The following is a 13,687-nucleotide window of genomic DNA, read 5'->3' as shown; positions in this document are numbered from 1 at the left end:
GCATCGCACGTCCCCGCCGTCAGCGCCACCCCCGCCGTCACCACCGTCGGGGAGCCGTCGCGGAGCCGTCGGGGAGCCGTCCCAGCGGCGCCCGGTGGGCTCAGAACGCCTGCCAACCCTGGGGGTCGACGCCGCCCGGGACGGCCTCGGCCGGTCCGTAGGGCTCGCGGGTGTAGACGAAGGAGCCGACGTCCAGGTGGCCGGCCGTGCCGTCGGCGCGCCGGACCACCCGCAGGGTCTCGCCCGCGTGGTAGTTGTCCAGCCCGATCCAGGTGCCGTCCGGCCGCGGCCGGAACCGCGAGCCCCGGCGGCCGCCCGTGAGTTCGGTGAGCTCGAGGACGCGGTCGGCCTTCAGCCGCAGGAGGTGGGGCGCGGCGCCCCAGTACCAGGGGCCGGTGAGGGCGAGCAGTTCGTCGTCCACGTCGGGCAGCGGCCGCCAGGGTTCGGGCAGCCGCGGTTCGTGCTCCGCGGTGATGCTGATCAGCTGGGCGGCCAGTTGCGGGGCGTTGGCGCCGCTGGTGGCGTTGGACAGGGCGAAGCCGGCCAGGCCGTCGTCCTCGCTGACCCACAGGCCCGCCGTGAAGCCGGGCATCGAGCCGGAGTGGCCGTACAGCAACCGGCCGCCCTCGCGGCGCAGTTGCAGACCGAAGCCGTAACAGGAGGTCCAGGCGGCGTCGTCCGGCCCGACGGCGGGTCGGCGCATCTCGGCGAGGGACTCGGCGCCCAGCACCTTGTCGTCGCCGCCGGCGAGGAATGCGGCCCAGCGGGCCAGGTCGGCACCGGTGGACCAGAGCTGGCCGGCGGGTCCCATCCGGCCGGTGTCGGTGAGCGGTTCGGGCAGCATGACGTCGGCCCACGGGTGGACGGCGAAGCCGCCGGCGTGCGGGTGCCGGGGCAGCAGCGTGGTGCGGTCCATGCGCAGCGGCGCCAGCACTTCCCGGCGCAGTACCTCGCCCCAGGGCTCGCCGCGCAGTTCCTCCACCAGGGCGCCGAGCAGGGCGTAGCCGGGGTTGGAGTAGTGGTGGCGCCGGCCGGCCGGGTGCTTGAGCGAGCCTTCCGGCTCCAGCAGGTCGGCGAGTTCGGGCCGCAGCGTGCCCTCGGTCCGTTCCCACCAGGGGCCGGGCGTCTCGGCGGCCAGCCCGGCAGAGTGGGCGAGCAACTGGGCGATGGTCACGCCGTCAGCCGCGGTGCCGGGCAGGTGGCGGCCCAGCGGGTCGTCGAGGCCGAGCCGGCCCTCGTCGCGCAGCCGCAGCACCAGCACGGCGACGAAGGTCTTGGTGAGGGAACCGATCCGGTACTGGACGTCCGGGGTCGGCGCGTGCCCGTCGACCATGCTCCGGGCGCCGCTCCACACCAGCCGCCCGTCCCGGACCACCCCGGCGACCAGGGAGGGCGTACGGCCTTCGCGCTGGGCGACGGCGATGCGGTGCAGCAGGGCACGGCGGGTGGCGGGCAGCAGCTCGTCGAGCTGATCGTCCAGCTGGACAGCGGGCTGGTCGGCCGTCTGATCGTCTGAGGTCATCGACATGGACGGACAGTAGCCCAGCCCCGGAGCTTCGAAGCCGCGGTGCCCTGGAGCCGCAGAGCCCGGAGCCCCGGAGCCGCGGAGCCCCGGAGCAGCAGGAGGAGCCGGGAAGGCCACAGGAGCGGACGCCGCTTCAGGTTCAGGCGGGCAGGGCCGGGAGCTCGGGCCGCTCCAGCCAGGCCTCGAACAGCGGGCCGAGCGGAGCCGCGGTGTAGCGGGAGGCGTGCGCGAGGAGGTCGGCGGTGGCGACCACACCGTGTCGATTGGCTCCCGTCCAGTCCCGCAGCATCGCGAAGAAGGCGTCCTCGCCGAGTGCCCGCCGCAGGGCGTGCACCGCCAGGCCGCCGCGCTGGTACAGCCGGTCGTCGAACATCAGCTTGCGGCCCGGGTCACCGAGCCGGAGGTCCTGCGGCAGCCCGGCCAGCAACCGGTGCGCGGCAGCGGCGTGCACGGCCGCGGCCGGACCGCCGACGTGCTCCGACCAGAGCCACTCCGCGTACTTGGCGAAGCCCTCGTTGAGCCAGATGTGCCGCCAGTCGGCGATCGAGACGCTGTTGCCGAACCACTGGTGGGCCAGCTCGTGGGCGATCAGCCGCTCGCGGTCCCAGCCGCCGCCGAGGTGGTTGGTGCCGAAGGTGGCCACGCCCTGGGCCTCGACCGGGACGTCCAGTTCCTCGTCGGCGACCACGACCGCGTACTCGCCGAACGGGTACGGCCCGAAGGCCTGGGCGAAGTAGGCCATCATCTCCGGCTGCCGGGCGAAGTCCCGGGTGAAGGCCTCGACCAGTGGCCGCGGCACGTAGCCGGACTGGGACACGTGCCCGGCCTGCGGGAGGTGCCCGGCGCCGGCCTGCAAGTGCTGCCCGGCGCCGGCGTGCGGGTGCTGCCCGGTGCCGGGCTGCGCCGGGCGCGCGGTCAGCGGCACCGGCACGTAGTGCCCGATCGAGACCGTCACCAGGTACGGCGAGGTCGGCGCGCTCTGCTCGTACACCCAGGTGGTGCTGGAGGCTCGGGTGGTCCGGGTGAGCAGCCGTCCGCTCGCCACCACGGTGAACGGGGACGGCGTGGTGACCGCTATCTGGTAGGTCGCCTTGTCCGCTGGCCGGTCGTTGCACGGGAACCACGACGGCGAGCCGACCGGCTGGCTGGCCACGAGCGCGCCCTCGGTCAGCTCCTCCCAGCCGAGGCCGCCCCACGGGCTGCGCACCGGCCGGGGGTTGCCGGTGTAGTGCACCTCGACCGTGAAGACGGCGCCTGCCCCGAGCGCCTTCGCCGGGCGGATCCGCAGCTTGCCGCCGCGGTGGGTGTAGCGGGCGGCCTTGCCGTCCACCAGCACCCGCCCGATCCGGAACTCGGCCAGGTCGAGCGCGAACTCGGCCAGCGCCGTGTTCGCCACCGCGCTCAGCCGGGCCGAGCCGGCCAGCCGGTTGGGCCCGGGCCGGTAGTCCAGTGCGAGTTCGTAGCGGTGCACCCGGTAGCGGTGGTCGCCGCTGGTGGGGAAGTACGGGTCCGGGCCGCCGACGGCCGGCGGGACGTGCTTGGACTTCACGGGGACGGGCGCTCCCTGCGGGCCGGGACGGGTGGTCGGTGGAGTGGTCGGAGGAGTTGTGGTCGAAGTCGTCGTCGAGGTGGTCGTCGACGTGGTCGTGCGGGTGGCCCACGCCGCGGTGGTCGGGCCGGCCGGGGGCGGAGGGGCCGTCACGACGTGGCCTGCCACGCCTCGATCGGGTTGCCCAGCCACCGCGTGTCCGCGGGGACGGACTCGGCGCGCATCACCAGCGACGCCGGGCCCAGCGTGCTGCGCGCGCCGACCGTGCTGCCGGGCAGCACGATCCCGCCCGGGCCCAGGGTGGCGCCCTCGCGGAGGTCCACAGTATCCATCCGCATGATCCGGTCGTGGAAGAGGTGTGTCTGCAGCACGCAGCCCCGGTTGACGCTCACTCCGTCCCCGAGGGTGACGAGGTCGGCCTCCGGCAGCCAGTAGCTCTCGCACCACACGCCGTGGCCGACCTTTGCGCCGAGCGCCCGCAGCCAAAGGTTCAGCACCGGGGTGCCGGGCACCGCGCCGACCAGCCACGGCACCGCCAGCACCTCCACGAAGGTGTCGGCGAGCTCGTTGCGCCACACGAAGCCGCTCCACAGCGGGTGCTCCACCGCGCGGAACCGCCCGACCAGCAGCCACTTCGCCGCCACCGCGACCAGGCAGGCCATGCCGCCCGCCGCCAGCAGCACCGGCCCCGAGACGACGGCCGCGCCGAGCGGCGACCAGGCCGCCGTCAGCCGGGCCAGCGTCGCCGCCGTCAGCAAGCCCAACGCGCCCGAGGCCAGCACCGGCACCAGCCGGCCCAGCTCGACCAGCCCGCGCGCCCAGAGCAGCCGGGCCGGCGGCTCGTAGGTCAGGCTCTGGTCCGCCTCGTCCGCCGCGCGCGGCAGTCGCATCGGCGGCATGCCCAGGTAAGAACCGCCCTTCTTCGCCTTCTCCGGCGTCGCGGACAGCACGCCCACCAGGCCCCGCTTGGGCACCGAGCGGCCCGGGGCGGTCATCCCCGAGTTCCCGAGGAAGGCCCGCTCGCCGACCTTCGCCTCGCCGAGCCGCATCCAGCCGCCGCCCAGCTCGTACGGCGCCATCAGGGTGTCGTCGGCGAGGAACGCGCCGTCGCCGACCGTGGTCAGACTGGGCAGCGCCAGCACCGTGGACACCTCGGCGCCCCGGCCGACCCGCATCCCCAGCGCGCGCAGCCACAGCGGGGTGACCAGCCCGGCGTACAGCGGGAACAGCACCTCGCGGGCCCGGTCCATCAGCTGGGTGACCACCCACGCCTGCCAGCCGACCCGGCCGTGCAGCGGGTGCACCCCCGGCACGAGCCCGATGCTCAGCAGCCGTACGAGCACCACCAGCTGCGCGGCGTACCCGGCACCGAAGGCCAGGGTGGCCGGCAGCAGCCCGAGCAGCGCGCCGCCGAGTGCCCGGCCGAGGTCCGCGCCCTGGTCGACGAAGCACGAGAGCACCGCCAGCGCGGCCACGGCCGGCAGCACCGGGAGCAGGCTGAGCACCGCGCCGCCCGCGCCGTACAGGGCGGCCCAGTGGGCCCGGCGCGACGGACGCTCCTTGGGCCAGGTGCGCTCCGCCCGGCCCAGCTTGACCGCGGGCGCCCCGCCCCAGCGCTGCCCGGTCGGCACCTGGCCGGTGACGCTGGAGCCGGCCACCACCTGGGCGCGCTTGCCGATCCGGGCACCCGGCAGCAGGGTCGAGCGGGTGCCGACCACGGCGCCGGACCCGACCTTGACCGGGCCGACCTCCAACCGGTCGCCGTCCAGCCAGTAGCCGGACAGGTCCACCTCGGCCTCGACGGCGCAGCCCCGGCCCAGCTTGAGCATCCCGGTGACCGGCGGCAGCGAGTGCAGGTCCACCTCGGGCGCGACCTTGGCACCCAGCGCGCGGGCGTAGCGCACCAGCCAGGCGCCGGACAGCGAGGTCGCACCGCTCAGCTCGGCCAGCCGCTCGGCCGCCCAGAGCCGCAGGTGCACCGCGCCGCCGCGCGGGTACCGGCCGGGGCGCAGACCGCGCAACAGCAGCCGGGCGCCGCCGGCCGCGATCGCGAGGCGCCCCGGCGGGGTGTACAGCGCGAGCACACCCGCGCTGACCGCCCACCAGGAGGCGGTGGGCGCCCACGGGTAGTCGCCCAGGTGGGAGAGCAGGTTCCCGGCGGCCAGCAGGGCGACCGTCCAGCGCAGGCCGACCACCGTGAACAGCGGGACGAGCAGGAGCAGCTGCAGCAGCTTGGCCCGGGTGGGCACCAGGGTGACGGTACGGGCCTCGCCGCCCTCGGGGGCCGTACGCTCCAGGTGCCGGGCGAGCTTGCGCAGCGTGGGGTGCTGGTAGATGTCCAGCACGGCGGCGCTCGGGTAGCGGGAGCGCAGCAGGGTGGTCAGCCGGGCGGCGGCCAGACTGCTGCCGCCGATCGCGAAGAAGTCGTCCCGCGCACTGGCGACCTGCACCCCGAGGATCTCGGCCCACTGCTCGGCGAGCCACGCCTCGGTGCCGTACAGCTGCTCGCTCGGCCCGGCGGCCTCCAGATCGGGCAGTGGCCACGGCAGCGCGTTCCGGTCGACCTTGCCGGAGGTACGGGTGGGCAGGGCGTCCACCGGGGCGAGCAGCGGGACCAGGGCGGCGGGCAGTTCCGCGCGCAGCCGCTCGACCGCCCGCTCCCGGTCGAAGCCGTCCTGGACCACCAGGTAGCCGACCAGCAGCTGATTGCCTCCGCGTGCGGTCCGGACGGCCGCGGCGGCGCCCGCCACGCCCGGCAGCGCCTGCAGCGCCGCGTCCACCTCGCCGAGCTCGATCCGGCGGCCGCCGAGCTTGATCTGCTCGTCGGTGCGGCCGAGGAACAGCAGGCCGGCCGGATCGGCCTGGACCAGGTCGCCGCTGCGGTAGGCCCGCTCCCAGCCGAGCGAGGCCAGCGGCGCGTACTTCTCGGCGTCCTTCTCCGGATCCAGGTAGCGGGCCAGGCCGGCCCCGCCGATCACCAGCTGCCCGGTGCCGCCGACGGGGACCGGCTCGCCGGCCTCGTCCACGACCGCGAGGTCCCAGCCGTCCAGCGGCAGGCCGATCCGCACCGGGCCCTCGCCGGTCAGCAGCGCGGCGCAGGCCACCACGGTGGCCTCGGTCGGGCCGTAGGTGTTCCACACCTCCCGGCCCTCGGTGACCAGCCGCTGCACCAGCTCGGGCGGGCAGGCCTCGCCGCCGAAGATCAGCAGCCGGACCTCGTTGAGCGCCTCGGCGGGCCACAGCGCGGCGAGGGTGGGGACGGTGGAGACCACGGTGATCTCCTGCTCGGCCAGCCAGGGGCCGAGGTCCGCGCCGCTGCGCACCTGGGACCGGGGCACGGGCACCAGGCAGGCGCCGTGCCGCCAGGCCAGCCACATCTCCTCGCAGGAGGCGTCGAAGGCGACCGACAGGCCGGCCATCACCCGGTCGCCGGGGCCGATCGGCTCCTCCTGGAGGAAGAGCGCGGCCTCGGCGTCGACGAAGGCGGCGGCGTTGCGGTGGGTGGCGGCGACGCCCTTGGGCTTCCCGGTCGAGCCGGAGGTGAAGATGATCCAGGCGTCGTCGTCCGGGGTGGGGCGGCGCGCGGGCGCCAGGGGCTCCCGGGAACCGGTGGTGGCCGGGGTGCTCCTGGCGGCGGTCGGGGTGCTCGTGACGCCGGTGGCGTCGCTCGGGGTGCCCGTGACGCCGATGGCGTCGCTCGGGGTGCTCGTGACGCCGATGGCGTCGTTCGAGGTGCGCGCGATGCTGATGGCGCGCTCGGCGCCGAGGACGGCGGCGACCTTCGCCTCGCCGAAGACCAGGTGGGCGCGCTCGTCCGGGTCCTCCGCGTCCACCGGGACGTAGGCGGCCCCGGCGGCCAGCACGGCGAGGATCGAGACGTACAGGTCGTTGGTGCCGGAGGGCACCCGCACGCCCACCCGGTCTCCCGGCCCGATTCCGGCGGCGGCCAGTCGGCGGCGCAGCTGCTCCACCTCGGCGGCCAGGGCGCGGTAGCTCAGCACGGTGCGGCCGTCGTCCAGGGCCGGTTCGTCGGGGTGGGCGCGCACGGTGGCGTCCAGGACGTCGACCAGGGTGCGCGGCGCGGCGGCCGGACGCCCGGGGAACAGCGCGCGCGTCGGCTCGGCCTGCGGTGGCCCGGTGTACTGCTCCAGATGGATCGGTTCAGCGGTCATGGCAGCCCGTGCGCTCCTCGTCCTCGCCCCGTTCCGACCGATGCCCGGCCCCTGGGGCGGTGGGAGCACCGCTCGGCCGGGTGACCCCACTCCGGGGCCGGAGCGGACAACCCGACCGATGGTAGCTCCGCCCATCCGGTCCGGCAGGAACGCCGCTTCGGTCCAACTGGGCTCGCAGTGGCTCGATCTGACGAGTCGTCAGCATCCAAGTTCGGCACACAGGGCCTGATGTGACGAGGCGTCAGCGATATTGACGGACAGTCAGGTCGCGTTTCGGTGCGTGATTCATGCCACAGGGAATGCTGCTCCCTTCGAGTGGCGGGCCCGGCATTTCGGCCATTTCCCGGGCCCGCCTTGTCGGAGGGGGGTGCAGCGTGCCTCGCCGTACGGGGTGGTGCGGCGCGTTGCGGTGCGGCGCGATGCCGTGGCTAGGCGGCGCGGGGAGCGATCCGGGGCGGCGTCCAGTCGGCGTGCTTCAGGACGGTTCGGACCATTACCCCGGGCGGGGTGAGCCGGATCGCGGCGTTGCGCAGGCCGACCGCCAGCGGATTGGCCAGCTGCTGACCCATCCGACCGGCCCGGCGGGCGTCGCGGGCCACGGCCTGGCTGCGCGGGCGGCGCACCGCGTCGTAGCGGGCGAGCGCGCCCTCGACCGTCGGCCCCTCGGCGACCGCCGCCGCGAGCGTCACCGCGTCCTCCAGGGCCTGGCAGGCGCCCTGTCCGAGATGCGGGGTCATGGCATGCGCGGCGTCGCCCAGCAGGGCGATCCGGCCCGAGACGTACGAGGGCAACGGGGTGACCAGTTCGTTGACGTCGTGATGGAGCACGTCCTCCGGGCGGGTCGCGGCCAGCAGATCGGAGATCGGGGCGTGCCAGCCGGCGAAGCGGCGGCGCACCTCCGCCAGCGGATCCCGGTAGCGGACCCCGGCCGGGGCGTTGAGCACGGCGTGCCACTCCGCCCGGCCGTCCGGGAAGGCGATGTGGCCGAACTCGGCGCCGTGGCCCCAGGTCAGCTCGAAGTCGGCGGACAACCCGTCGACCGGGCGCTCGGTGATCGCCCGCAGCACCGTCGAGCCGCTGTACACCGGGCCGGGGTGGGAGGGGAAGAGGCGGCGCCGGATCCGGCTGTTGATGCCGTCGGCGGCCACCAGGAGGTCGGCTTCCAGGACATCGGCAGCCGGATGGCCGGTGTTCGGGGAGCCGGCGTTCGCGGGGTCGGCGTTCAGGGAGTCGGCGTTCAGGGGGTCGGCGTTCAGGGGGTCGGTGCTCGCGGAGCCGGCCGCCGAGGCGGTGCGGGTGGAGGTCACTGCGACCCGGCCGGGCCGGGAGGTGTCGACCTCGGTCACCTCGGCGCCGATGAGCAGGGACTCGGCGGGAAGGGCCTCGCGCAGGATGCGGTGCAGGTCGGCGCGCGGGATGCCGACGATCGGTGACCCCAGCTCCCGTTCCAGCGCCCTGCCGTCCATCACGGCGAGCCGACGGCCGTCCGGCGTCCGGGTCCCGCCGGTGTACTGGCGCCGTGAGGCCGCCTCGACGGCCTTGTCCACGCCGAGGAGCGCCAGTGCCCGCATGCCGTTGGCGTGGAGGGAGATCCCGGCGCCGGCGTCGTCCAGAACGGCGGCCCGCTCGATCACGGTCACGTCCCACCCCGCGAGTCGGAGCCCGATCGCGGCCGCCAGCCCGCCGATCCCGCCGCCGACCACCACCGCGTTGCTGCTGCCCATGCCCGGTCCCTCCCGTGTCGTCGCAGTGTTTTCTACACCTGTAGAAGGAGCGTACTACGGGCTCGTCCGACGGCCGGGCGGGGGTTGGCTGGACCGGGCGGGGCTCGGCCGGTACCGGCAACCGGTCGCGGAGAAGGGCTGCGCGGTAGCCGTTCGTCCGCCCGAACACCCCGAATGACAGGGCTCCCCGGCCCCTCGAGCCGCCGGTCCACCGGTGGACCTTCTCGAGGCCGCGGCGTCGACCGCCCCCGTGCGGCCGAGCGACAGGTCTCCCGACGGCCCCGCCGGCACCGGGAAGGGCGATGCCCTGGCCGGACCCGGTAGAAAGGAGGGATGCGGCGAGATGAGGAGCAGGAGCGCGGGCAGCGTCGGGGTGCCGCGGGTCGGGCTGGTCGCCCGGACCGCCGGACCGCGCTGGCGGACGCGGCGATCGCCGTGCTGGCGGACGCGGGTGTGCGAGGACTGACCCACCGGGCGGTGGATGCGGCGGCCGGACTGCCGGTCGGCACCACCTCCGCCTATCTGCGGACCAGACAGGCGCTGCTCACCGCCCTGGTGCGGCGGCTGGTCGAACTGGACCAGGGTGAGCTGCAGGCCATGGGGGAGCGGGTGGTGATCCGCACCACGGACGAACTGGTCAGCGGCATCCTTGAGTTGATGCGCCACCGGCTGACCGGCGAGGGCCGCCGGCGCTCGCTCGCGCGGTACGCCTGCGCGGTGGAGAGCGTACGCGACCCCGAACTGCGGGAGATCCTCGTGCCGCGCGAGAACGCGGGCCGGGCCGTCGTCCGCACCTTCCTCGCGGACCAGGGAGTCGCCGACCCCGACGGACGGACCACCACGCTGCTGGCCTGCATCGACGGCCTGGTCTTCGACCGCCTGATGGGCGGCGGGGAGACCGGGGCGGACGAGATCCACGGACTGGTGGCGGCGGCCCTGCGGGGCGCGACCGGAGGCCAAGGGCTGCTCCGCAGTTGATCTTCGGCAGTGGCTGAGCAGTCTCGCCCATCGCGGCAGACCTGGACTGTGCGGCCTGGAGAAGGCCTTGGCGCCGGACTCGGCCCATGCTCTACGGCTGTTCCGGCTGCCCGAAAACGGCAACCGTGTGCCGACCGCGACGACCAGCCGGGTGTGGGCGTCGGTGACGACGCGGTGGTGGGTGGAGGACCCGTAGTTCTTCGACTTCTTCGCGATGGCGTGGTCGGGGGTGGGGGCGGGAGTGCCCTCGACGATCAGGACTGCGTCCGTGGGGAACCGGCGTCGGGGCTTGAGTGCCAGCAGGGGTCGACGTGGTTGATGATGTGGTCGGCCGCCGACTTGGACACGCCGAAGAGTGGCAGGAGCGGTCGTAGCGTCAGGTTGGTCCGCCGGTATGCCGCTACCAGCAGGACCCGATCCTTCAGCGGAAGACTCCAGGGCCGCCCAGCCACGCGGTGTCAGCGCCGTCCCCGGGGAGGACTGTCACTAGCTTGTGGAAATTCGCGCGGGCTTGGCCCCGCGCGAAGGGGCTATCAAGGAACAGGTGCGACGCCGTGATCACAACAGCCGTGGCCGTGATCACCCCATTTCGGTACGGGGCCGATCGAGGGTCCGCTCATCCCCACTCCGACGTGTCAGCCAGGCGACGGTACCACCAGAACTCCGTGCGCCACTCACGCTGGTAGGCGAACGGGTCGGGCAGGGTGCGGCGCAAGAACACCGTATCCAGAGGCTCCACAAGCAGGCCGAGTTCGGCGTGAGCCCGCTTCGGTAGTCTCTCCAGGATCTCCTCCAGCACGTCGCGCGCATGCCGGACATCGTCGAAGGAACACGACGGGCACGAGCAATGCGACTCCTGCGGGTACAGAGGACGTCGTCCCGGCGGGTGCAGGAACATGCGGTATCGCCGCAATGCCCGGTCGGTGGCGCCCAGGTGTAGGTAGAAGCTGTTGCTCAGGTACTCGACCCGGTGCACAGCCAAGCTCGCCTCGGCGGAGAGTCCGTGAATCCGGAGCGGAGGAGCCGGCCCCCAGACGCGGGCGACCGGTCGTTCAGCGCGCAGCGCGCGTGGCCGTCTACGCGGCATCGGCCTTTCGACACATGATCATGGGATCCATGATGCCAGGCAGGACAGCTCGCCCGCACCTGGGGCGCGTTTGAAAAGTGCCGGTCAAAGCTACTCGTTGATGGCCGTGACCAGCACGGTCCCAGTATCGTGATGACCTTGTGCCGCGAACCCGGCCCACAGAAATGGTCACGCCACTACGCGTGCGCTGGGCGATGATGGCAACCATGACGGATGGAACCGGACCCGAGCCGCTGGGCGTGTGCGTTGTGGCAAATGTCGCCCCGGAGACCAGCCACGGTGAAGGCGGGCTCGAGATTCGCAGGGGGATCCGGCACTTCGCGCCGGGGGCGAAGGTGTGGATCGCACCGCCGGCCTGGGGAGACGGTGGCGAGAGCGTCATCGTGGCTGGACGCCGTCGAGGCAACAGCCGTCGCTACATGCGAATCGTGATCAAAAGTCGATTTCTCGTGAACTTCCGGGTCCGCGCCGTCTACAGCCCCGCGCTGGTAAGGGTGTTGACGGCAGCGGAACCGGGTGACGAGAAGGAGTTCGGCACCCGCTTCCTGTGGTCACCGGAACAGGCAGAGAACTGGGCGCGCTCCTGGAACACGCCGAAGATGGCGGCTCAGGTGGACGGCCAGGGCGGTCGGACCCACCTGGTTACCGATCCTCCGCCCATGGAACTGCGCCTCGACGGTGTCACCTACTACCTGGCGCATTTCAACGCCCGTGGCGCTCGCTACTCACCTGAGCCGCCACCGGCGGAGCCGTCGCCGACGAGCGGCTGAGGGAAGCTGCCCGCCGCCAGAAGTGGATCAAGGTCATGCGATGATCGTGCCCCTTGGCCCGAGGAGATCTGACGGCCACCCCATGGGCCGTGCTGGAAGCGCTGCTGCCTCAGAGCGTCAAGCCCGGTCGGCCGTCCCCCATGGCCCGTAGCGCCCCGACAGGTCCTGCCATGGGATGCCATGGCAGGACCGATATCCATGGTGGGAAGCAAGCGGTTCGAGCTGGTTGTCACGCTGCGGGAGGGCCTGATCTCTTCGCGGCGGACTTCGTCGAACGGGGCCTCGCCTTCGGCTGTCCCTGCGATAGTGGGCGCATGCGTTTGACCAAGTACGGCCACGCCTGTGTGCGCCTGGAGGCGGACAACCGGGTTCTGGTGATCGACCCGGGGACGTTCTCGGAGGCCGAAGCGCTCGACGGCGTCGACGAGGTGTTGGTGACCCATGAGCACCCCGACCACCTCGACGCCGCCAAGCTCGTGGCGGCGGGTCGGCGCAACTCCGCGTTCCGGGTGTACCTGCCGTCGGCAGCGATCGAGTCGGCCCCCGAGCTGGGTGGCACGGCGGTCGCGGTCGAGGTGGGGCAGCGGTTCACGGCGGCCGGGTTCGCCGTCGACGTCGTGGGCGGGACGCACGCCGAGATCTACGACGGGCTGCCCGGCTGCGCCAACGTCGGGTTCGTCATCGACGGCACGCTCTACCACCCGGGCGACTCGCTGTTCGTCCCGCCGTCGCCGGTGGAGACGCTGCTCGTGCCGGCCGCCGCACCTTGGCTCAAGCTCTCCGAGGCGCTGGACTTCGTGCGGGCGGTGCGGCCGGAGCAGGCGTTCCCGGTCCACGACGCCACGCTCAACGAGCTCGGCCAGGAGTATTTCGACGGCTGGCTGGACTTCAAGGGCGGCACCGCGTACGCGCGCATCCCGGTCGGGGAGTCTGTGGCAATCCGATAGGAGCGTGTCCCGGCAAGCGGCAAGCGGCAAGCGGCAAGCGGCAAGCGGCAAGCAGCAACCGGTGACCGGCACGCGCGCGGAGTGCAGGGCACATGAACTGCGCTCCCGGCCCTGCCGGCGCCTGCCATCGTCTCCGCCAGGTCTTCCGCCGCGCCGGGGGAGGCAGGGGCCGCTGTCCCGGAGCAGGGTCGCCTGCTCGCTATTGACCCGCGCTCCCAGCTGGTCGTGGGTGCGGTCCCTTCGTGAACTCCGATTCGGCGAGTCCCTGCTTCGCGCGCTCCAACTCGGCGGCGTAGCCCGCGAGCAGGATGCGGAGGGTGCGGTGGAAGCACTGTTCGGAGTCGAGGCCCTCGCCGGTGGCGAAGGCCCGCGCCAGGTGAGGATAGGTGTCGCGGTCCAGGGCTGCGAACTCTTCGGGTTGGGGCTCGGTGCCCTCGTGATGGGGTGTCTCGCCGACCTCGGCCAGGGCGTGTCCGAGGGTCCAGCGGACCACGGAGTTCAGCACGTCGAGAGCGTCGGCCAGGGGAACGCCGTCGTCGCGCAGCACGGTGATGCCGCGTTCGAGCAGGGCCAGTGAGGCCGGGGTGGCGGCCGGGCGGGTGGCGAGGACGGTGAGCATCGCCGGGTGGTCCAGCAGCATCCGACGCAGTGCGACGGCGAAGTCGCGGACCACGTCCGTCCACGGTCCGCTGGGCGCGGCGAAGAGGTCCCCGGCGGAGAGTTCGAGCAGGCGCTCGACCATGCCGTCCAGGAGGGCGGCCTTGCTGGGGACGTAGTAGTAGAGCGTCATCCCCTCGACGCCGAGCGCCGCGCCGAGCTTGCGGTTGGAGAGCGCGGCGAGGCCGTGCTCATCGACGTAGGCGATGGCGGCGTCGATGACCTTCTCGCGGGTTAGGCCCGTCCTGGGGCGTGTGCGTCGGCTCGGCATCGGCTCC

At 73.4% G+C, this 13,687-nt stretch carries 9 protein-coding genes and 1 pseudogene; 3 read left to right on the top strand and 7 right to left on the bottom strand.

What is annotated here, in order from left to right:
• Positions 1-100: 100 nt before the first annotated feature.
• The 4 genes from ABT247_RS01545 to ABT247_RS01530 form a co-directional block, all read right to left on the bottom strand.
• Entirely contained in the window at positions 101-1,522 is a 1,422-nt protein-coding gene (locus ABT247_RS01545) for a serine hydrolase domain-containing protein (RefSeq protein WP_350736277.1), read from the bottom strand.
• A gap of 142 nt (positions 1,523-1,664) precedes the next feature.
• On the bottom strand, positions 1,665-3,074 hold the full coding sequence (locus ABT247_RS01540) for a M1 family metallopeptidase (protein WP_350736190.1): 1,410 nt from the start codon (positions 3,072-3,074) through the stop codon (positions 1,665-1,667).
• 149 nt (positions 3,075-3,223) lie between these two features.
• Positions 3,224-7,246 (bottom strand): Pls/PosA family non-ribosomal peptide synthetase, encoded by a 4,023-nt coding sequence (locus ABT247_RS01535; RefSeq protein WP_350736187.1) that lies wholly within the window; start codon positions 7,244-7,246, stop codon positions 3,224-3,226.
• A 428-nt stretch (positions 7,247-7,674) separates the two neighbouring features.
• Positions 7,675-8,970, bottom strand: coding sequence for an FAD-dependent monooxygenase (locus ABT247_RS01530; protein ID WP_350736184.1), 1,296 nt, complete (start codon positions 8,968-8,970; stop codon positions 7,675-7,677).
• Positions 8,971-9,303: 333 nt separating this feature from the next.
• Between ABT247_RS01530 and ABT247_RS01525 the strand changes: the two genes are divergently transcribed.
• Complete coding sequence (locus tag ABT247_RS01525; RefSeq protein ID WP_350736181.1) at positions 9,304-9,948, top strand: TetR/AcrR family transcriptional regulator; 645 nt, start codon at positions 9,304-9,306, stop codon at positions 9,946-9,948.
• Between the two features lie 66 nt (positions 9,949-10,014).
• Here ABT247_RS01525 and ABT247_RS01520 read toward each other — a convergent pair.
• A pseudogene (locus ABT247_RS01520) lies at positions 10,015-10,510 on the bottom strand (helix-turn-helix domain-containing protein); the annotation flags it as partial.
• Positions 10,511-10,564: 54 nt separating this feature from the next.
• Positions 10,565-10,924, bottom strand: coding sequence for a hypothetical protein (locus ABT247_RS01515; protein ID WP_350736178.1), 360 nt, complete (start codon positions 10,922-10,924; stop codon positions 10,565-10,567).
• 317 nt (positions 10,925-11,241) lie between these two features.
• Between ABT247_RS01515 and ABT247_RS01510 the strand changes: the two genes are divergently transcribed.
• Positions 11,242-11,805 carry a hypothetical protein gene (locus ABT247_RS01510; RefSeq protein WP_350736175.1) on the top strand — a complete coding sequence of 188 codons (564 nt, stop codon included), beginning with the start codon at positions 11,242-11,244 and terminating at the stop codon, positions 11,803-11,805.
• 314 nt (positions 11,806-12,119) lie between these two features.
• Positions 12,120-12,752 carry an MBL fold metallo-hydrolase gene (locus tag ABT247_RS01505; protein WP_350736173.1) on the top strand — a complete coding sequence of 211 codons (633 nt, stop codon included), beginning with the start codon at positions 12,120-12,122 and terminating at the stop codon, positions 12,750-12,752.
• 199 nt (positions 12,753-12,951) lie between these two features.
• Here the strand turns inward: ABT247_RS01505 and ABT247_RS01500 are convergent, their stop codons facing one another.
• Positions 12,952-13,680 (bottom strand): TetR/AcrR family transcriptional regulator C-terminal domain-containing protein, encoded by a 729-nt coding sequence (locus ABT247_RS01500; RefSeq protein ID WP_350736170.1) that lies wholly within the window; start codon positions 13,678-13,680, stop codon positions 12,952-12,954.
• Positions 13,681-13,687 lie beyond the last annotated feature (7 nt).

The sequence above is a fragment of the Kitasatospora sp. NPDC001539 genome (assembly GCF_040298565.1).
GTDB lineage: Bacteria > Actinomycetota > Actinomycetes > Streptomycetales > Streptomycetaceae > Kitasatospora.
This window is presented reverse-complemented; position numbering and strand designations above follow the sequence as displayed.